The 20,035-nt window shown below is 39.0% G+C and carries 18 protein-coding genes; 17 read left to right on the forward strand and 1 reads right to left on the reverse strand.

Annotated features, from left to right (window positions below; all coding sequences use genetic code 11):
- Nucleotide 1: 1 nt before the first annotated feature.
- Nucleotides 2-817, forward strand: coding sequence for a TPM domain-containing protein (locus tag ACFFIP_RS01380; protein ID WP_382385770.1), 816 nt, complete (start codon nucleotides 2-4; stop codon nucleotides 815-817).
- Nucleotides 818-981: 164 nt separating this feature from the next.
- Here ACFFIP_RS01380 and ACFFIP_RS01385 read toward each other — a convergent pair whose 3' ends face one another.
- A complete protein-coding gene (locus ACFFIP_RS01385; RefSeq protein WP_382385771.1) occupies nucleotides 982-1,677 on the reverse strand; it encodes a ComF family protein in 696 nt (231 codons plus the stop codon).
- Nucleotides 1,678-1,756: 79 nt separating this feature from the next.
- Here ACFFIP_RS01385 and ACFFIP_RS01390 point away from each other — a divergent pair, with 79 nt between their 5' ends.
- The 16 genes from ACFFIP_RS01390 (at nucleotide 1,757) to xerA (ending at nucleotide 19,805) form a co-directional block, all read left to right on the forward strand.
- Nucleotides 1,757-2,113, forward strand: coding sequence for a carboxymuconolactone decarboxylase family protein (locus ACFFIP_RS01390; protein ID WP_382385772.1), 357 nt, complete (start codon nucleotides 1,757-1,759; stop codon nucleotides 2,111-2,113).
- Nucleotides 2,106-2,468 (forward strand): hypothetical protein, encoded by a 363-nt coding sequence (locus ACFFIP_RS01395; protein ID WP_382385773.1) that lies wholly within the window; start codon nucleotides 2,106-2,108, stop codon nucleotides 2,466-2,468. The genes ACFFIP_RS01390 and ACFFIP_RS01395 overlap by 8 nt, the downstream gene beginning before the upstream one ends.
- Before the next feature lie 242 nt (nucleotides 2,469-2,710).
- Nucleotides 2,711-3,478, forward strand: a complete 768-nt coding sequence (locus ACFFIP_RS01400; protein WP_382385774.1) for an exodeoxyribonuclease III — start codon at nucleotides 2,711-2,713, stop codon at nucleotides 3,476-3,478.
- 32 nt (nucleotides 3,479-3,510) lie between these two features.
- Nucleotides 3,511-3,909 carry an ATP-binding protein gene (locus tag ACFFIP_RS01405; protein WP_382385775.1) on the forward strand — a complete coding sequence of 133 codons (399 nt, stop codon included), beginning with the start codon at nucleotides 3,511-3,513 and terminating at the stop codon, nucleotides 3,907-3,909.
- Nucleotide 3,910: 1 nt separating this feature from the next.
- Nucleotides 3,911-4,333 carry an rRNA maturation RNase YbeY gene (gene ybeY / locus ACFFIP_RS01410; RefSeq protein ID WP_382385776.1) on the forward strand — a complete coding sequence of 141 codons (423 nt, stop codon included), beginning with the start codon at nucleotides 3,911-3,913 and terminating at the stop codon, nucleotides 4,331-4,333.
- An 83-nt stretch (nucleotides 4,334-4,416) separates the two neighbouring features.
- A complete protein-coding gene (mnmG, locus tag ACFFIP_RS01415; RefSeq protein ID WP_382385777.1) occupies nucleotides 4,417-6,282 on the forward strand; it encodes a tRNA uridine-5-carboxymethylaminomethyl(34) synthesis enzyme MnmG in 1,866 nt (621 codons plus the stop codon).
- On the forward strand, nucleotides 6,282-7,181 hold the full coding sequence (locus tag ACFFIP_RS01420; protein WP_382385778.1) for a methyltransferase domain-containing protein: 900 nt from the start codon (nucleotides 6,282-6,284) through the stop codon (nucleotides 7,179-7,181). Before mnmG ends, ACFFIP_RS01420 begins: the two co-directional genes overlap by 1 nt.
- 71 nt (nucleotides 7,182-7,252) lie before the next feature.
- Nucleotides 7,253-8,911 (forward strand): Ig-like domain-containing domain, encoded by a 1,659-nt coding sequence (locus ACFFIP_RS01425; RefSeq protein WP_382385779.1) that lies wholly within the window; start codon nucleotides 7,253-7,255, stop codon nucleotides 8,909-8,911.
- Between the two features lie 458 nt (nucleotides 8,912-9,369).
- Nucleotides 9,370-11,127, forward strand: a complete 1,758-nt coding sequence (locus tag ACFFIP_RS01430) for an AMP-dependent synthetase/ligase (protein ID WP_382385780.1) — start codon at nucleotides 9,370-9,372, stop codon at nucleotides 11,125-11,127.
- 205 nt (nucleotides 11,128-11,332) lie between these two features.
- Nucleotides 11,333-11,809, forward strand: a complete 477-nt coding sequence (locus ACFFIP_RS01435) for a MarR family winged helix-turn-helix transcriptional regulator (RefSeq protein ID WP_382385781.1) — start codon at nucleotides 11,333-11,335, stop codon at nucleotides 11,807-11,809.
- A 16-nt stretch (nucleotides 11,810-11,825) separates the two neighbouring features.
- Nucleotides 11,826-14,231, forward strand: coding sequence for a 3-hydroxyacyl-CoA dehydrogenase/enoyl-CoA hydratase family protein (locus tag ACFFIP_RS01440; RefSeq protein WP_382385782.1), 2,406 nt, complete (start codon nucleotides 11,826-11,828; stop codon nucleotides 14,229-14,231).
- Nucleotides 14,232-14,342: 111 nt separating this feature from the next.
- Nucleotides 14,343-14,714, forward strand: a complete 372-nt coding sequence (locus tag ACFFIP_RS01445) for a four helix bundle protein (protein WP_382385783.1) — start codon at nucleotides 14,343-14,345, stop codon at nucleotides 14,712-14,714.
- Nucleotides 14,715-14,815: 101 nt separating this feature from the next.
- The gene (locus tag ACFFIP_RS01450; protein WP_382385784.1) at nucleotides 14,816-15,991 is read left to right on the forward strand and encodes an acetyl-CoA C-acyltransferase; all 1,176 of its coding nucleotides are present in this window, start codon (nucleotides 14,816-14,818) and stop codon (nucleotides 15,989-15,991) included.
- 147 nt (nucleotides 15,992-16,138) lie between these two features.
- Entirely contained in the window at nucleotides 16,139-16,495 is a 357-nt protein-coding gene (locus tag ACFFIP_RS01455; RefSeq protein WP_382385785.1) for a four helix bundle protein, read from the forward strand.
- Between the two features lie 64 nt (nucleotides 16,496-16,559).
- Entirely contained in the window at nucleotides 16,560-18,359 is a 1,800-nt protein-coding gene (locus ACFFIP_RS01460) for an acyl-CoA dehydrogenase FadE (protein WP_382385786.1), read from the forward strand.
- A gap of 339 nt (nucleotides 18,360-18,698) precedes the next feature.
- Nucleotides 18,699-19,805, forward strand: coding sequence for a site-specific tyrosine recombinase/integron integrase (gene xerA / locus ACFFIP_RS01465; RefSeq protein WP_382385787.1), 1,107 nt, complete (start codon nucleotides 18,699-18,701; stop codon nucleotides 19,803-19,805).
- Nucleotides 19,806-20,035 lie beyond the last annotated feature (230 nt).

A 20,035-nucleotide genomic window follows, 5' to 3' on the forward strand; every position in this document is an offset into this window, starting at 1 on the left:
CATGAAGAATAGATACATTACCAGCATTACCATTATTCTTTTAATGACATTGGCCATGACGGGTTTTGCCCAAGGGGACTTTCCTGAAGCACCAAATCCTCCAAAATTGGTCAATGACTTTACCAATACGCTTTCCAGGACTGAAGTAGATCAGCTGGAAAGAAAATTGGTAGCCTATAATGATTCTACTTCCAGTCAGGTTACGATTGTGATGATCAGGTCAATTGGACCCTATGATATCAGTGATTATTCCTTTCAGTTAGGTGATAAATGGGGAATCGGCCAAAAAGACCGTGACAATGGTATTTTGATTCTCGCAGCCATGGAGGACAGGAAAGTTTTTATTGCTACAGGATATGGTCTGGAAGGTGCAATCCCGGATATTTTGGCGAAAAGAATTGTAGACCAATTAATTGTACCCAATTTTAGAATGGGTAACTATTATGAGGGATTGGACAAGTCCACCGATATGATATTCAAATTGGCTTCCGGCGAATACAAAGCAGACAAAGTCACATCTTCGGGTGAACATGGGGGAGCCATAATATTTTTCCTCATCATGATTATCGTTTTTGTGATCATTCCTATGATTAAAAACAAAAACGACAATGACAACCACATGGGAGGAAAAGGCGGAAATATTGACCTTTTTACCACGATCATGTTGGCCAATATGCTAAAGGGTGGAAGCAGAGGCAAATTTGGCGACTTCTCCTCAGGCAAAGGCTCCTTCGGTGGCGGAGGCTTTGGCAGTGGGGGCTTCGGAGGGTTTGGCGGAGGCTCTTTCGGAGGCGGAGGTGCTGGAGGAAGCTGGTAAACATTAGAAATGAAATCAAAAAAGGCCTTTCAATCAGTTTGAAAGGCCTTTTTTGTAATACTTATTATCGATATATCCATTTTTTCAACAGTCATTGACAGTAAGCTAGAAAGCTGGATTATGAGTTATTTTAAATTGTAAACAAAAAAATTGATTACAAAATATCAATTCTTTCCAGCGGCAAGGACAGCCATATCCACTACCTTAGCTCCTGATTCCAGCAGCACATTGGCACAGGTTGCCAATGTAGCGCCAGTGGTCATGACATCATCTACCAAAAGAATGGATTTACCGGACAGGTTTTGGTTTGGCTCCAAGGCAAAAACATCCGCCACATTTTCAAGTCTTTCCATTCTGGATTTTTTGGTTTGGGTTTCAGTGAATAAAACTCTTTTTAAAGAAAGGGAAACAGGAATTTCCAGAGCTTGATGGAGTCCTATGGCAAATTGTTCACTCTGATTATAACCTCTTCTTTTCTTCTTAAGCGGATGCAAGGGAACAGGTGTAATCTCATCCCAATCATACTTGAAACCATGTTCTGACAACAGATGGCCATAGATTCGTCCAAGTTCAATTCCTACCTCTGGTTTATTTCTGTATTTGAGCTGATGCAGGATTTTCTGGCTGTCCCCTTTTTTTGTAAATCTTAGAAAGGCCATTACTTTATTGGGACGTGTAAGTCCCAATACCTTGATGGATAAGTCATTGTTCTGAGGCATCAGGTGGTAATTGGTGATTGGCAGGCGGGCAATGCATAGTTTACATAGCTGATCTTCAAAGTCAAAAAGACTTCTTTTACACAGGCAGCAGGTTTTCGGAAAAACCAATGATAAAAAATCTTCAAAAAATGGGAAACGCATTTCCAAATTGGCTTGTTAAAACTAATTGACAGTAAAATACCTGTTATATTTGCAGGTTAAATTAACAAGCTAAAAATTAATGAATTTAATAGAAGAATTCAATACCTACAGAAGCGACATGAATGAAAAAATCATGGCTGCTGACAATAAAGTGATCAAAAGGTTTTTCAACCTGGATACCAATACCTATGCAGAAGGTGCTGTGGATGTCAAGACTAAAGAAATGATTGGCCTTGCCTGTTCCATGGTATTGAGGTGTGATGATTGTATCAAGTACCACTTGGGCAAATCTTTCGAAGCAGGATTGAACAAAGAAGAAGTCTTTGAGGTATTTTCCATAGCAACCATTATTGGTGGATCCATTGTGATACCCCATTTGAGAAGGGCAGTAGAATACTGGGAGTTATTGGAAAAAGAAGGTAACAAAGATGTTTAAGAAAGACCTTGACCTGGAAAAACGTTGGGGAAAATTATTACTGGGCATACAGGATTTAATCGGCAAAAAGCCCAATGACCTCAATGGCGTTCTTTTCCTGATCGGAGTTCAGGAGCTTGGTCAGGGAAATAAAAACTTTTCCAAGGAGCAAAAGCAGGACCTCATGCATATAGCCATCTGTAAAGTCCTGAGTTTGGCCGGATTCTATGAACTTGATTACATCGATCAGGATGGGTGGCCTCATTGGAAATTGATTAAAAAACTGCCCCACTTCGATATCCTGGAACAGGAGAAATTATTGAAAATTCAGGTTCTGGAATATTTCGAAAAGGAGTTTGATATAGAAATCAAATAAATCTATTCAGCAATTAACCAAGCAAAATATCCTGAGATATTTGTTGATGTTGGATCCTCAAAGACGTACAAAGTATTGATAGATATTGGGCATAAATGACTTCTAAAGGATACATGATCACCATGTTCAGGTTATTCCTGGGATTTCATCAATTGGGAGAGGGGTTTCAAGTTGATCCTTCAATGTCAGAACATGACCCATTAGAAAGGAAAGTATTTCGGTAAATTCATAATCAAAAGTAAATGAAAATCGTATCCTATAATGTAAATGGTATCCGTGCAGCCATGAATAAGGGATTTGTGGATTGGTTGAAGGAGACAAATCCAGATATCATAGGGCTGCAGGAAGTAAAGGCCATGGAAAATCAGATTGATAAAGCCATATTTGAAGATATGGGATATCATATCTATTGGTACCCGGCAGTCAAAAAAGGATACAGTGGTGTTGCCATTCTGACAAAAGAAAAGCCTCAAAATGTGGTTTATGGAATGGACATGCCAACTTATGATGATGAAGGAAGAATGATCAGGGCAGATTTTGGGGATTTTTCCTTTATATCAGCTTATTTCCCTTCCGGTACTACTGGAGATATCAGGCAGGATTTCAAATATCAATTCTTGGATGATATTTATGGATTTACGCAGGATTTAATACAAAAAAATCCTAATTTGATCTTGAGTGGAGATTACAACATCTGTCACAAGCCCATAGACATTCATAATCCGGTTTCCAATAAAAACTCATCCGGGTTTCTTCCTGAGGAAAGGGCATGGATGGATAAATTTACTGCTTCGGGATTTGATGACAGTTTCAGACTATTCAATACTGACCCCCATCATTATACCTGGTGGAGTTATAGAGCCGGTTCAAGGGCTAAGAATCTGGGTTGGCGGATAGATTATCATATGACTACAAACAGTATGAAGGACAAAGTAAAAAATTCCATCATTCTGCCTGATGCCCATCATTCAGACCATTGTCCAATCATGATTGAGATTGAGAGAAAATGAAAATTAATTAACAAAATATCTATAAAAGATTCATGAAATCTATTAAAATTTCTATCCCATCTCTTATTGAGAATATTAAAATCATAGAGAGTTTCATTGATAATGCCCGTGAAAAATTCTCAATCAATGAAGATATTTATGGCAATATCATGATATCTGTGACAGAATGTGTAACCAATGCTATTGTACACGGCAATAGAATGGATAGGGAAAAGGTAGTGAACATGGAACTTCATTTAGATGATGATCAGATAAAATTCGTAGTAGTGGATCAGGGAAAGGGTTTTGATTATGATCATCTAGCAGATCCAACTGCACCAGAGAATCTTGAAAAATCAGGAGGTAGGGGAATCTATATCATGAAACATCTTTGTGACGATGTAAAATTTGAAGATCAAGGAAGGAAAACCATTTTAACATTTTATCTATAATATGGCCATATTATTTTTTCAAGAAGACATCAGATTTCAGCTTAAAGAGAAAAATAAACATAAAAAATGGTTGAGGGAAATCGCTGCGTCTGAAGGATATCAGATAGGGGAACTCAATTATATTTTTTGTTCCGATGAGTATCTTTACCAAATCAATGTCGATTACCTAAACCATGATACCTATACAGATATCATTACCTTTGATAATTCAGAAGAGGAAAGATCCATCGATGGAGATATTTTCGTCAGTGTTGAAAGAATACAAGAAAACGCAAAAAAAGAAAACATCACATTTGACAAAGAAATCCACCGTGTCATGAGTCATGGACTTTTACACCTGATGGGCTATAAAGACAAAAAGAAAGAAGACAAGGAAATCATGAGGAAAATGGAAGACAAAGCCATCTCTATGTTTTCAATGTAAATGTTCCACGTGGAACATGTAAAATAGTAAGAACCAAACAACACGAGTGTTCCACGTGGAACACTAATTAAAACAGGAATAATATGTTTCCAGAATATGATGTAATCGTAGTAGGGGCTGGGCACGCAGGTTGCGAAGCTGCGCATGCCGCAGCAAAGATGGGTTCAAAGGTGCTGCTCTGTACTATGAACATGAATACGATTGCCCAAATGTCCTGTAACCCCGCCATGGGCGGTGTAGCAAAAGGACAAATTGTAAGAGAAATCGATGCTCTTGGTGGAATGTCCGGTATCATATCAGATAAATCCATGATCCAATTTCGAATGCTCAATAGATCAAAAGGTCCAGCAATGTGGTCTCCAAGAACACAGAACGACCGCATGAGGTTTGCTGAAGAATGGAGACTGGCATTAGAAAGAACACCTAATGTAGATTTTTGGCAAGAAATGGTCAATGGTCTGGTGGTTAAAGATAATAGGGTAGTCGGGGTAAAAACAGGCATTGGTCTGGAAATTAAAGCTAAATCTGTTGTCCTGACAAATGGCACTTTCCTCAATGGTATCATTCATATCGGTGAAAAACAATTTGGAGGTGGCCGTACAGGAGAATCAGCAGCCAAAGGAATAACCGAACAATTGGTGTCGTTGGGTTTTGAAGCAGGAAGGATGAAGACCGGTACACCTCCTAGAGTTGATGGTCGTTCTTTGGATTACAGCAGAATGGAAGTGCAAGATGGTGATGAAAATCCAGAAAAATTCTCCTATTCAGATGAAACCATACCACTGACTACACAAAGAAACTGTTGGATTACTTACACCAATAAAGAAGTACATCAAACACTGGAAACAGGTTTTGATAGGTCTCCAATGTTCAATGGACGTATCCAAGGATTAGGACCAAGATATTGTCCATCCATTGAGGATAAAATCAACAGATTTGCAGAAAGAGAAAGACATCAGATATTTGTGGAACCAGAAGGATGGGATACAGTAGAAATCTATGTCAATGGATTCTCTACCTCATTACCCGAAGATGTTCAATATGCTGCTATGCGGAAAATCCCTGGTTTTGAAAACGCCAAAATGTTCCGTCCAGGGTATGCCATTGAATATGATTTCTTCCCTCCAACCCAATTGAAATTGACCTTAGAAACCCAATTGATTGAAAACCTCTTTTTCGCAGGACAAATCAATGGTACTACAGGATATGAAGAAGCAGGATCACAGGGTTTAATCGCAGGGATCAATGCTTCCTTGAAAGTTCAGGAAAAAGATCCATTCATCCTCAAAAGATCTGATGCTTATATTGGTGTTCTAATTGATGACTTGATCAATAAAGGTACTGAAGAACCATACAGAATGTTTACTTCAAGAGCTGAGTTCAGACTGTTGTTAAGACAGGATAATGCAGATTTGAGATTGACACAACTTGGACATCAAATAGGTTTAGCAGATGATACCAGATTGGAAAAAATGTTGGATAAGAAATCAGATACTGCCAAACTGATCAATGACCTCAAACAAAAGAGACTTTCCCCTGACCTCATCAATGACGGTTTAGAAAATCTGGAAACAGCTACCATTAAAGAAAAAATTACAGTAGAAAAACTCCTCAAACGCCCACAACTTGGACTTCAGGAAATCATGCTCCTTGATGAAGAGCTACGCTCATACTTATCAAAATATAGCAAAGAAGTACTTGAACAAGCTGAAATCCAGATCAAGTATGAAAGCTACATAGATAAGGAACAGCAGATGGTAGAGAAATTGAACAATATGGAAAATTTCAAAATACCTTTGCATTTCGACTATTTGTCCATTCCGGCACTTTCAGCTGAAGGAAAACAAAAATTACATAAAATCAAACCAGAGACACTTGGACAAGCGTCACGAATCAGCGGTGTTTCTCCAGCTGATTTGTCTATTCTCACTGTTTATCTAGGAAGATAATGGCACATGAAAGGTTAACCAAATGCCCACTTTGTAAGAGTGGGCTTTTTCTTAATCATGCAGAAGTAAAAGATTATGCAGTAAGTGGGGAAAAATTTCTGCTCTGTCAATGTACAAACTGTAAACTTATTTTTACCAATCCAAGACCCAAACAAGAAGAAATCAGTCAATATTATCAGTCGGAAAATTATATATCCCATCGAAATAAGGCCAATAACCTCACCAACCTATTATACAAGACAGTAAGGCAATATACCTTACGACAAAAAGTAAATTGGTTAAATCAGTACAGCTCACATAAAGGTAATTTGCTCGATATTGGATGCGGTACAGGGTATTTTCTCCAAAAGGCAAAGCAAAATGGTTGGAAGACGGAAGGGATTGAACCTAATTCTTTGGCAAGGAAAACAGCGAAAAAAAAGGGATTGAAAATTTTCAGTGACCTCAGCAAAATAAAGGAAGAAAATAAATACCAAGCCATTACTATGTTCCATGTACTCGAGCACATACATGACCTGAGAAAAACAGCTAAAAGAGTTGTTTCCATTTTGGAAGATGAAGGAACCCTATTGATAGCAGTACCCAATTACGATTCACTCGATTCAAAAATATATGGTGAGAAATGGGCTGGCCTAGATGTTCCAAGGCACCTTTATCATTTCACAAAAGAAACCATGCAGGTATTTGCTGAAAAGATGGGGCTCTACATTGCCCACACAGAACCGATGAAATTTGACAGTTATTATGTTTCATTACTATCTGAAAATTATCTGAAAAAAGACGAAAACAAATTACAACAACTTTATAAAGGCTTTATGACAGGTTTGAAATCCAATCAATGGGCAAAGAAAAACAAAGCTAATTATTCGAGTATTTTGTTTATTTTGAAGAAAAAATGAAATATTTAATCAAAATATTATCCATTATTTTAATTATAACTTTGTTTTCTTGCGCAAAACAAAGTACTCCAATGGGTGGTCCAAGAGATGAAGAACCACCAAAATTACTATCTATCAATCCTGGTAATGAATCTATCAATATCAAGCCAAATATCATAGAACTGGAATTTGATGAATATGTCCAAGTAGAAAACGCCAATAAACAAATCATCATTACTCCCCGCATTAAAAAGGAGGAAATGGAAGTAGTAGCCAATAGGAACAAAATTACTATTAAACTCAATCAGGAATTAGAGGATAGTACTACTTATGTTTTTAACTTCCAAAAAACGATCAAGGACATTACAGAAAAAAATACACCTGAAAATCTTAAGCTTGTATTTTCAACAGGACCAGAAATAGACAGCCTTAAATTTTCAGGAAATGTTGCTTATATTTTCCCATTAAGAGAACCAAAAATAAAAGATGTATTTGTAGGTCTCTATGAAGTAAGCGACACTACAGATGTCTTAACAGCTCCTCCTTATTACATAGCTGCAACAGATAGCATTGGTAACTTTACACTTACCAACATTAAAGCAGGCAAATACAAGGCTTATGCATGGCATGATGCCAATAACTCCTTAAAGGCAGAAGAAAAACAAGAGGCATACGCATTCATAAAAGATACCATCACCATAACCGAAGACATAGAAGGCACTCAATTTTACTTATCAAAAGCTGACTTATCCGAGTTTAAAGTAACTAGATCAAGTGCAATAGGAAGTAACTTTGATGTGGTATTGAGTAAATATCCCGTAGCTATTGAAATCGAGCACGATCAAATAAATAAAGGCTTATACTACAGACAAAATGATAAGACACTTAGATTCTACCATACTGATTTAATTAATGACAGTACTGCCATTACCCTTCATTTGAGAGATTCAGTAGGTTTTCAGGTGGATACACTTATCTATGCAAAATTCGAAGAAAGCGATAGAAAAAAAGAAGTCTTAGAAACAGCCATAGAAGGAAAAAGAAATTTTGTAGATAAGCTCAGGACTGAGTTAAAATTTAACAAACCTATTGGAAAAATTCAGTATGATTCCTTATTCTTCAAATATGATAGCGCAACAATAGTACCAATACAGAAAGAATGGATTTTCCTGAAGGACAGTGCAGATTTGACCAAACTGATTATTGAATGGCATGTACCGGATAGTATCAATAATGAAACCTTCAATTTCTTCGCAGCAGATTCTACCTTCTACGATATAGAAAATCAGACCAATGAAAAGAAAGTAGAAAGTGCTTACAAAAGGCTGAAAAAAGAAACACTTGCTGAAGAGATACAGGTAAAAGTAAACACCACACACTTACCGATCATTGTACAGATATTGAATTCAAAGGAAGAACTGATAGCTGAACAATATATTACAGATAGTAATCAAGCGGTCTTTACATACATAGAAGCTGGAACCTATAACATTCGGGCAATTTTAGATCTCAATAAAAACGGTAGGTGGGATACCTCCAATATGAAGGAAGGCAGACATGCAGAGCCCGTCTATTATTTGGAAAATATCAACGATAACAATTCTCGTGAAACAACTATAAGAGGAGGTTGGGTTTTGGATCTGATGATAGAACCCAAAAAAGCAGCAGGTTTACCACAAGAAAATCGAGAAGATGACGATACAAAACCAGTAAAAGAGCCCGAAAATGAAAAAAATATTGTCGATAACTGATGAATTTTTTGTGGATTACTGTCAATAACATGAGCACAAACCTAGAGTTATCCCTATCCAAAACATGAGATAGGGATAATTTTTTATACCCCTGCTGATAAGTCATCAATCATCCACATTTATACACAAATTACCCAACACCTACATATAGACAAATAGCTTCATCTCACTTACACACATAAAAAGATACAAAGAATATAATCAACTGATGAACAAGACATTTATAAAAAATATTGATGTGAATTATAAGTGGATAAATGTGTCAAAAGAAGAAATAACCATGTGGAATAATAAATGGTAATTATTTATCCACAAATCCACACCATAATAATGACAATAGTTTTATTTAAATAAATAAAATAATATATATATAAAGCTGTGGAAAAGAAGTAAAATTTGGATTTTGCATTAATCAGACCTTTTTCATAATTTGAAACAATCTTCAACCCAAAATAAATATGCAGATCACCAGATTATTTGATTTGATTAATCACCAGATAGCTACATATGATAAAGATGTAGCACTTGCCAGAAAAGAAGATAACGAATGGAAAACTTATTCTTCACGCGATTTAAAAAGAATAGTTGATAATTTAAGTTTGGCTTTTATCAAAAGCGGCATCATCAAGGATGACAAAGTCGCCATCATTTCAAATAATAGGCCTGAATGGAATTTTATAGATCTGGCCTTGCAGCAAATTGGTGCAATATCAGTTCCCATGTATCCCACCATTACTGTGGATGATTACAATTACATCTTTCATCATGCAGAGGTAAAGAAAATATTTGTCGGAGATATTGAGATTTACGAAAAGGCCAAAGAAGCCTCTAAAGACATGGATGTTCAGATATTTTCATTCGATAGAATAGAAGGCTGTGAGTATTGGGAGGATTTCATGGCACACGGTGATGGAGGTGACATCGCAGAGTTGGATGAAAAAAAGGAGGCCGTAAAAACGGATGATCTATTTACGATCATTTATACTTCAGGAACTACTGGCAGACCAAAAGGTGTGATGTTGACCCATGGTAATGTCATTCACAACCTTTATGCCATTGAGGATAGGATTATTGTACCAAAGGGAACAAGCAAAGCACTGAGTTTTTTACCACTTTGTCATATTTATGAAAGAGCTGGCTCTCTTTGTTTCTTATTCATGGGTATTTCTATTTATTATGCAGAAAGTATGGAGACCATTGGTGAAAACCTCAAAGAGGTGCAGCCTCAAATTTTCAATACTGTTCCGAGATTATTAGAAAAAGTATATGACAAGATTGTGTCCAAGGGATATGAACTTACAGGTATAAAAAAATCACTGTTTTTCTGGGCCCTTAATCTTGGTTTGAAATATGAGCCCAACAAAAATCAAGGATCCTGGTATAATTTTCAATTGAAGTTGGCCAATAAAATCATCTTCAGTAAATGGAGAGAAGCATTAGGGGGAAATGTGATGCAGATCAATTCAGGTGCTTCTGCTTTACAGCCAAGGTTAGCAAGAGTTTTTTGGAGCGCCGGTATACCTGTTTGCGAGGGCTATGGCTTGACAGAAACCTCACCAGTAATCTCAGCATCTATCTGTAACCTTAAAGACATTAGAATGGGTATGGTGGGCAAGATTGTCAAAGAGGTGGAAGTAAGGATAGCAGAAGATGGAGAGATTCTCGTAAAAGGCCCGAATGTGATGCAGGGCTATTATAAACAACCTGAACTTACCGCTGAGGTTATTGATGCAGATGGTTGGTTCCATACCGGTGATATCGGAGAGTTGCATGAAGGCAATTATCTCAAAATTACCGATCGCAAGAAGGAGATGTTCAAAACCTCTGGAGGTAAGTATATTGCACCACAACCGATGGAAAATAAATTCAAAGAATCTCCATTGATTGAGCAGATTATTGTGGTAGGTGAAAATAAAAATTATCCAGCTGCTTTGATTGTTCCTAACCTCACTGGATTACAGGATTGGTGTAAACATAAAGATATACCTTATACTAATGATTCTGAAATGTTGCAGAAAAATGAGGTAATTGAAAAGTTCCAAAGAGAGATTGATAACCTCAACAAATATTTCGGAAAATGGGAACAGGTAAAGAGATTCAAGGTATTGAATGCCCAATGGGGTATTGATACCGGTGAATTGACGCCGACCATGAAGTTGAAAAGGAAAGTTATCCATGAAAAATTCGCAAAGGAAATTGCTGAATTGTATTCCTGATGAAAATAAGAAACTTATTTTGGTAGTCTAGGTTTTCTCTACATAATTCATTTTAATTAAACTATATTTTGGTTCAATCCAGAATATAGTTTTTTTTATTGCCATAATGTTTGCTTAAAATTTCCTCTGCATGCATAACTTTTTTTGAATTTAGTATGCATGCATACAATAATTTTTGTAAATTGGGCGTATGATAACTATGCCCATGAAGCGAGAAGATACTGTAGACTTCCATATTAAAAGTGCTTGGCATGCGATTTCCCGTATGTACAACCAAAAGGCGGCACAGGAGGATTTTACGACTTCTATTGGATTTGTACTCATCAATATCAATTCGAAAGACGGAACCCCTGCTACCAAGATTGCCCCAATGATGGGATTGGAAGCGAGAAGTCTCACTAGGATGTTGAAAAGTATGGAAGAAAAAGGCTTGATCTTCAAAAAGCCCGATCCGACAGATAAACGATCAGTAAGGATTTTCTTGACTGAGGAAGGAAAGCGCAAAAAGGAGATATCCGTCAAGACGATCAAAGACTTCAACCTCGCTGTTCGCGAGTTGGTATCTGAAGAAGAATTGAAATCCTTTTTTCAGATTTTTGATAAGATCAATCAAGCTATTGAAAATTTTCAATCAGAAACTATAAACCCTAATCCGTTCGACAATCATTTGTATGAACTCTAAAAATTCCAAAAATTTTATGAAAAGAACCATTAAAAAAGTAGCCATCTTAGGTTCCGGAGTAATGGGATCAAGAATAGCCTGCCACTTTGCCAATATTGGCGTGCAGGTTTTATTGCTTGATATTGTTCCCAAAGAACCCACTGAAGATGAACAGAAGAAAGGCTTATCCTTATCGGATAAAGCTGTCAGAAACAGGTTGGTCAATAATGCTTTGGACAGTACTTTGAAAGCCAAGCCGGCATCATTATATGATGCTTCTTATGTATCTAGGATAAGCACAGGCAACTTTGATGATGACCTTCCAAAAATCAAGGATTGCGATTGGGTCATTGAAGTTGTCGTAGAACGATTGGATATCAAAAAATCACTTTTTGACAAAGTTGAGCAGCACAGAAAACCGGGAACTCTCATCACTTCCAATACTTCCGGTATCCCCATGCATTTGATGTGTGAAGGAAGATCAGAGGATTTTCAGACAAACTTTGCCGGAACCCACTTCTTCAATCCGCCAAGATACCTGAGGCTGTTGGAGATTATTCCAGGACCTAAAACCAAACCTGAGATCATCGACTTTTTGATGGATTATGGAGACAGGTATTTAGGTAAAGAAACCGTTTTATGTAAAGATACACCTGCTTTTATAGCCAATAGGATTGGCGTATATGCCATCATCTCGGGTATGCATGCCATTGAGAAAATGGGAATGGGTGTTTCCGAGGTAGATAAGCTGACAGGAACTGTGATAGGCCGTGCCAAATCAGCAACTTTCAGGACCATGGATGTGGTCGGTTTGGATACCACCGTCAATGTGGCCAATAACCTCTATCAAGCACTGACCCATGATGAGTCAAGAGACAAATTCAAATTGCCGAACATTGTAAAAGTACTCTACGATAACAAATGGTGGGGTGATAAGACAAGTCAGGGTTACTTCAAAATGATCCGTCACAAAGACGGCAGCAAAGAATTGAAAGAACTTGATCTGAATACTTTTGAATATAAAGATGCTGAAAAGCCAAAGTTTAAAGCTTTGGAGGCATCCAAAGAAATAGATGATTTGAAAAAACGCATCAAGTTCCTGGTCAATTTTGATGATAGGGCAGGTGAGTTTTACAGAACTTCTTTTTATGACCTGTTCAAATATTGTTCTCACAGGATCCCAGAAATCTCTGATGAACTTTATAGAATCGATCAGGCCGTTTCCGCCGGTTTTGGTTGGGAGTTGGGTCCATTTGAAACATGGGATGTGCTAGGAGTGAAAGAGACAGTAGAGAAAATGGAAGCTGCTGGTGAAAAGGCCGCGCCTTGGGTACATGACATGCTTGCCGCAGGAAATGAGTCTTTCTATAAGGTAGAAGGTGGACAGAAAAAATATTATGACATTCCATCCAAGTCTTATGTAGCTATTCCAGGTACTGAAGACTTTATCATTTTAGATACGCTGAAGGCTGCTGATAAGAAAATCTGGGGCAATGCGGGTACGACCATTTATGATATGGGAGATGATGTCATTGGTTTGGAATTCCATACCAAAATGAATTCCATAGGTCAGGAAGTAATTGAAGGTATCAATACGGCCATCAGCATGGCTGAAAAATCCTATAAGGGATTGGTGATCGGTAATGAAGGAGGCAACTTTTCTGCAGGAGCCAACCTGGCGATGTTGTTCATGTTTGCTGGTGATCAGGAATATGATGAAATCAACCTGATGATCGCAGGATTTCAAAGAACTATGATGCGTGCCCGCTATTCTTCCATCCCTGTGGTGGTAGCACCGCACAATATGGCTTTGGGAGGTGGATGCGAACTTTCCCTTCATGCAGATGCGGTACAGGCACATGCAGAACTGTATATGGGCTTGGTGGAATTTGGTGTGGGTCTGATTCCAGCAGGTGGTGGTACAAAGGAAATGACCCTGAGGTTCTCCAATGAAATCAAAGAAGGAGATGTGGAATTGAACCGTCTACAGGAATACTTTATGAATATCGCGACTGCTAAAGTATCGACTTCTGCTGCAGAGGCGAGAGGATTGGGTTATCTTCAGGTGAAGGACTCCATTACTTTGAACCGCAAGCGTTTATTGGCGGACGCCAAGGCTAAAGTTTTGGCTCTTCATGAGGCGGGTTACACCCAACCTGTAGAGCAGACCAATATCAAAGTTTTGGGAAAAACTTCCCTGGCTTTGTTTGAGGCAGGTATTACCGGCATGTTGTATGGCAAGTATATTTCAGAGCATGATGCGAAGATTGCCAGAAAATTGGCCTGGGTAATGTCCGGAGGAGACCTTTCAAGTCCAACACTTGTCAGCGAACAGTACCTGCTGGATCTTGAGCGTGAAGCCTTCCTGAGTTTGACCGGTGAGAAAAAGACGCTGGAGAGGATACACAGTATCTTGTTTAAGGGAAAACCGCTGAGAAATTAGAGGCGAGAAGCGAGAGGCGAGATATGAGAGACTAGATATAGAAACAAGAAACAAGAGACAAGAAGCAAGATGGATTTGAGTAAATGATGAAATAAACCAAAATAATTGAATATGAGAAGGAAGCATAATTTTAAAAATTTGAAAGTTTGGGAAAAATCAGTAGACCTAGCGGTAAAAGTTTATCAAGTCACTGCTGAGTTTCCAAATGAAGAAAAATTTGGAATTACTTCACAAATGAGGAGATCGAGTGTATCAGTTCCTTCTAATATAGCAGAAGGAACAGCAAGAAATACCTCTAAAGCAGTTTTAAACTCATTGGATATCAGTTTAGGTGAAAGTTTTGAACTTGAAACTCAAGCAATCATTGCCAATCGTGTTGGACTATTGGATCACAAAACCTTCAATGAAATTGAGGCGGATATTTCAGAAGTTCAAAGAATGATTCATGGTTTTATGCAGACACTTGAATCTAACCCTTACTAGTTCTCAAGTCTTGGTTCTTGTCTCTTGAGTCTTGTCTCTTCCTAAACTCAAGGAAACAATAAACTCCAACAAAAAATAAACTTCAAAAAGAAATTCGACAAATGGAAGCATACATAGTAAACGGATATAGATCAGCGGTAGGAAAGGCCAAAAAAGGAGGCTTCAGGTTCTACCGTCCAGATGATTTGGCATCGGATGTCATTAAGCATTTAGTGGCCAATACCCCAGGTTTGGAAGCTAAAATGGTGGATGACCTGATCGTGGGTAATGCCATCCCCGAAGCAGAGCAGGGCATGCAAATGGGCAGGATGATTTCACTTCTTGCATTGGGAGTGGATAATCCAGGATTCATCATCAACAGGTACTGTGGTTCAGGATTAGAAGCAATTGCTTTGGCCGTGGGCAAAATCAAGGCAGGTATGGCAGACTGTATTATCGCAGGAGGTACAGAATCCATGTCCCTATTGCCGATGATGGGGGTCAAGACAGCCCTGAACTGGAAAATAGCCACCCAGACTCCGGATTATTACCTGAGCATGGGTTTGACGGCTGAAGAATTATCCAAAGATTATGACATCAGCAGAGAGCAGGCAGATGAATTCTCTGTAAGATCACATGATAGGGCTTTGGCGGCGATTGCTGCCGGCAAGTTCAAAGATGAGATTGTTCCTGTAGAAGTTGAGGAAACCTATCTTGATGAAAAAGGAAAAAGAAAAACCAGAAAGTTTGTCGTCGATACCGACGAAGGACCTAGAGCGGGGACTTCCTTGGAAGGATTGGCCAATCTAAAGCCTGCTTTCAAAATGGGTGGAATGGTTACCGCAGGCAATTCTTCTCAGACTTCCGATGGGGCTGCATTTGTGGTCCTGATGTCTGAGCGAATGGTCAAAGAACTGAACCTTGAACCTATCGCAAGGATGATGTCCTATTCTGTAGCAGGTGTGGAACCGCGCATCATGGGCATTGGTCCCAAAGCCGCTGTGCCAAAGGCATTGAAGCAGGCTGGACTCACCTTGGACAAGATCGATCTGATCGAACTGAACGAGGCTTTTGCTGCGCAGGCACTTGCGGTGATCAAATCCCTGGATATGGATATTGAAAAAGTAAATGTCAACGGTGGAGCGGTAGCCCTTGGACACCCACTGGGATGTACCGGCGCCAAACTTTCTGTGCAGCTCTTCAACGAACTCCGCAGACAGAACAAGAAGTACGGTATGGTGACCGCTTGTGTCGGAGGAGGGCAGGGAGTTGCTGGGGTTTTTGAACTGCTGAAATAGATATAAGACACAAGACTCAAGACATAAGACAGAATCACTTTAAGTAAGTACAATGTCTTGTTTCTTGTGTCCATTCTCTAGAAATAAAGAAAAAAGAATTTAGTAAGAGGTTTTAAAAATTTTTGTTCAACATAAAATTTTCTATTCATGCATAACTACAAAGAGCTTAATGTTTGGAAAAGGGGAATCAAATTAACAACCGAGATTTACAAGATTTCCCAAGTTTTTCCCACTGAAGAGAGGTTCGGACTTACTTCTCAAATGAGAAGAAGTGCAGTATCGGTTCCTTCCAATGTTGCCGAAGGCGCTGGAAGGAGAACAGACGGTGAGTTTGTAAATTTTTTGGGTATTGCTCATGGATCTATTTGTGAATTGGAAACACAGCTCTATGTATCCTATGAATTGGGATATATTGAAGAACAAAGATTTTCAGGTATAACCGATGAGCTTACTGAAATTCAAAAAATGCTTTATTCTCTTATTCTAAAATTTGAAAAAAAATGATCGTAAGCCTGTAAGATGGAGCTTGTCTTTTGTCTTGCGTCTTGTGTCTAAAGTCTGAAAAAACATGAATACAATAGCAAAAAAATCAATCAACGGCGGGGAGTTTCTGGTAAGTGAAACGGAAGCCAAGGATATCTTCATCTTTGAAGAATTCAATGAAGAGCAAAAAATGATGGCTCAGGCCTGTCAGGATTTTATCGATACGGAAATCCATCCGAAAATCGAAGAAATCGACAGCATGAAGCATCCGGAACTGGTACCATCCATTTTCAAGAAGGCAGGTGAACTGGGTCTTTTGGGAATTTCGGTACCGGAAGAATTTGGAGGAATGGGCATGAGCTTTAATACCTCCATGCTGATCGCTGATATCATTGGTGGTTCGGGATCTTTTTCCACAACATATGGTGCACATACCGGTATTGGGACCTTGCCTATACTGTATTATGGTACAGAGGAACAAAAGCAGCAATATCTACCCAAATTGGCCACAGGCGAATGGGCAGCATGCTACTGCTTGACTGAACCGGATGCAGGTTCGGATGCCAACAGTGGCAAGACCAAAGCCACCTTGACAGAAGATGGTAAGCATTACCTGATCAATGGACAGAAAATGTGGATTTCTAATGCGGGTTTTGCGGATTTGTTTATCGTGTTTGCTAAAATCGAAGATGACAAAAACCTGACTGCTTTTATTGTAGAAAAGGGTTTCGGTGGCATCACCATGAATGAGGAAGAGAAGAAGATGGGTATCAAAGGCTCTTCTACCCGTCAGGTATTCTTCAATGACTGCAAGGTACCGGTAGAGAACATGCTTTCAGAAAGAGGTAATGGATTCAAAATAGCAGTGAATATCCTGAATATCGGAAGGATCAAATTGGGTTCGGGTGTTTTGGGAGGATGTAGGACAGTGGCTTCCTATGCCATCAAGTATTCTGCGGAGAGAAAGCAATTTGGTGTATCGATCAACAGCTTTGGAGCGATCAAGCAGAAGTTGGCCGAGATGGCCGTAAGGATCTATGCTTGTGAATCTCTGTGTTACAGAGCAGGGCAGGACATCGAAGATAGGATGGCGGCTTTGGCTGCTGAAGGCATGGCAGATGCGGAAGCCAAATTGAAGGCCTTAGAGCAATTTGCCATTGAGGCAGCGATTGCCAAGGTGCATGGTTCTGAAGTATTGGATTATGTGGTCGATCAGGGCGTTCAGGTCTATGGTGGTATGGGTTATTCCGCTGATGCTCCTATGGAGAGGGCGTACAGAGATGCCAGGATTTCCAGAATCTATGAAGGTACCAATGAGATTAACCGTATGTTGATGGTGGGGATGTTATTGAAAAGAGCGATGAAAGGTGAGATTGCCCTATTTGAGCCGGCCATGGCTGTTGCCAATGAACTGACTTCTGTACCAAGTTTTGAGACTATCGATACTTCTGAGTTGTTTGCAGCGGAGAAAGATGTGATCAAGAAGTTGAAAAAAGTATTCCTGATGGTGGGCGGTAAGGCAGCGATGGCCTTGGCGGATAAGATAGAATCTGAGCAGGAAGTGATGATGAATTTGGCCGATGTGATGATTGAGATCTATGCGGCCGAGTCGGCGATCCTGAGAACAGAGAAGTTGGTGTCCCAAAGAGGAGAGGAAGCTTGCAAGCAGCAGATTGCCATGGCGCAGGTATATTTGTTTGAGGCGGTGGAAAAGATCCAAACGTCTGCCAAGGAGGCGATAGCCGCTTTTGCCAAAGGAGATGAGCAGAAGGTGATGTTGATGGGCTTGAAGCGCTTCACCAAGGCAGACTTGGTCAATACCAAAGAGCTGAGAAGGCAGATTGCGGATTATATGATTGAGAAAGGGAAGTATCCTTTTTCTTGATAAATAGGCCACAAAGGCACGAAGGCACTAAGAATAGGTTGGAAGTTAGATTTGGACCATTAAGGCCTAAAGGGTTTCAATGAGTTGGAATATTTCACGCAGCGGTCGCAAAGGTAATAACGCCTCAAGGAAGTCGGAAGGCGAAAGGAAGATTTCGGAATAAGAGGACATTGAAGATTCAAGGTATCTTTCTGAAACATTAATTTATTAGAAAAGCCCCTGAGGAATCGGGGGCTTTTTCATTTTTGGTAGGGAAAATAATCGGATAAGTTTATTTGGAGTCTTTTAAGTTATGCGATTAAAGTTTAAATTGAAGCAGATTTTTTGCATCATATTTTTATGAAAAAGCTGTTTTTGAAAAATGACTGGATAGGGAAGAAACCTGTGATCAGGATTGAGTTTCCCTATGATTTCGAATTGAAGGAATTGGTCAAGCAATTTCCGGGATGTAATTGGGATACCAAGAAAAAAGTGTGGTGGATAGCTTACGAAGATGGTAAGTTGTCAGAAATGCTTCAATATTTCAAAGGGAAAGCCTGGTTGGATTACAGTGAGTTGAAGAAGGTGGAATTATCCAAAACATTTCCCACCCTTCCTGAATTGGATGGTTTTTTGAAAGAAGAAATCAGCAAGTTTGAGGATTGGATGCTGAATAAACGCTATAGTGGAAGTACAGTGAAGACCTACAGGGATGCTGTTGGTATATTTTTGAGGTTTTTGGAAAACAAGCCTATTGCAGAGATTGAAAACCAGGATTTTGAAAGATTCAACAAGGAATATATTTTGGCAAGGGGGTATTCTGGTTCCTATCAAAACCAGGTGGTCAATGGCATTAAATTGTTTTTTCAGAACAGGAGGGGCATCAAGTTCAATCCTGAGATTGTCTACAGGCCGAAGAGAGAGAAGGTTTTACCCAATGTGTTGAGTAAGGAGGAAGTCAAAGTTATTCTGGATAGCCATCAGAACTTAAAGCATAGATCAATGCTATGTCTTATTTATTCCTGTGGCCTAAGAAGGGGTGAATTATTGAATTTGAAAATTACGGATGTGGACAGCAAGCGGAGCGTGTTAATTATCAGACAAAGCAAAGGTAAAAAAGACAGGGTAGTTCCATTATCCCCAAAAATTTTAGAATTGCTCAGAGAGTATTTTAAAAGTTTTAAGCCAAGTCTTTATTTATTTGAAGGTCACAGGTCAGTTGGTAAATACAGTGAGAAGAGTTTGGAAAGTGTGTTGAAGCAGGCTTTGGTCAAATCAGGGATAAAAAAGCCTGTTACCTTGCATTGGCTACGACATTCATATGCGACCCATTTATTGGAACGAGGTACTGATTTGAGACATATTCAGGAGTTGTTGGGTCATAATTCCAGTAAGACCACAGAAATTTATACACATGTCAGTATCCGTTCTTTGCAAAAAATTTGGTCTCCCTTTGATGATTTGTAATAAATATGTAGTTTTAATAAACCCTGATAGAAAATAATAAAAAATCAGGCTTAGCCAACCAATTATGGTTGGCTAAGCCTGATAAATATCAGGGGTATATACAAGTTGATGTGCAATTCAGGCGGACAACCTGTTACAAGGCTTTTTCTGTAGTTGGGCAGGAAGGTGAACGGAGGGGCTAAAAAAAAGAAAAGAGAAAGACCTCAAGTCTGTTCGGCGATGCCGTGGGA

The organism is Fontibacter flavus (assembly GCF_042432905.1).
Taxonomy (GTDB): Bacteria; Bacteroidota; Bacteroidia; order Cytophagales; family Cyclobacteriaceae; genus Fontibacter; species Fontibacter flavus.

Coding starts and splice junctions, on each gene's coding strand:
- ACFFIP_RS01380 (WP_382385770.1), top strand. CDS start 2: ATGAAGAATAGATACATTACCAGCATTACCATTATTCTTTTAATGACA.
- ACFFIP_RS01385 (WP_382385771.1), bottom strand. CDS start 1,677: ATGCGTTTCCCATTTTTTGAAGATTTTTTATCATTGGTTTTTCCGAAA.
- ACFFIP_RS01390 (WP_382385772.1), top strand. CDS start 1,757: ATGAATTTAATAGAAGAATTCAATACCTACAGAAGCGACATGAATGAA.
- ACFFIP_RS01395 (WP_382385773.1), top strand. CDS start 2,106: ATGTTTAAGAAAGACCTTGACCTGGAAAAACGTTGGGGAAAATTATTA.
- ACFFIP_RS01400 (WP_382385774.1), top strand. CDS start 2,711: ATGAAAATCGTATCCTATAATGTAAATGGTATCCGTGCAGCCATGAAT.
- ACFFIP_RS01405 (WP_382385775.1), top strand. CDS start 3,511: ATGAAATCTATTAAAATTTCTATCCCATCTCTTATTGAGAATATTAAA.
- ybeY (WP_382385776.1), top strand. CDS start 3,911: ATGGCCATATTATTTTTTCAAGAAGACATCAGATTTCAGCTTAAAGAG.
- mnmG (WP_382385777.1), top strand. CDS start 4,417: ATGTTTCCAGAATATGATGTAATCGTAGTAGGGGCTGGGCACGCAGGT.
- ACFFIP_RS01420 (WP_382385778.1), top strand. CDS start 6,282: ATGGCACATGAAAGGTTAACCAAATGCCCACTTTGTAAGAGTGGGCTT.
- ACFFIP_RS01425 (WP_382385779.1), top strand. CDS start 7,253: ATGGGTGGTCCAAGAGATGAAGAACCACCAAAATTACTATCTATCAAT.
- ACFFIP_RS01430 (WP_382385780.1), top strand. CDS start 9,370: ATGCAGATCACCAGATTATTTGATTTGATTAATCACCAGATAGCTACA.
- ACFFIP_RS01435 (WP_382385781.1), top strand. CDS start 11,333: ATGAAGCGAGAAGATACTGTAGACTTCCATATTAAAAGTGCTTGGCAT.
- ACFFIP_RS01440 (WP_382385782.1), top strand. CDS start 11,826: ATGAAAAGAACCATTAAAAAAGTAGCCATCTTAGGTTCCGGAGTAATG.
- ACFFIP_RS01445 (WP_382385783.1), top strand. CDS start 14,343: ATGAGAAGGAAGCATAATTTTAAAAATTTGAAAGTTTGGGAAAAATCA.
- ACFFIP_RS01450 (WP_382385784.1), top strand. CDS start 14,816: ATGGAAGCATACATAGTAAACGGATATAGATCAGCGGTAGGAAAGGCC.
- ACFFIP_RS01455 (WP_382385785.1), top strand. CDS start 16,139: ATGCATAACTACAAAGAGCTTAATGTTTGGAAAAGGGGAATCAAATTA.
- ACFFIP_RS01460 (WP_382385786.1), top strand. CDS start 16,560: ATGAATACAATAGCAAAAAAATCAATCAACGGCGGGGAGTTTCTGGTA.
- xerA (WP_382385787.1), top strand. CDS start 18,699: ATGAAAAAGCTGTTTTTGAAAAATGACTGGATAGGGAAGAAACCTGTG.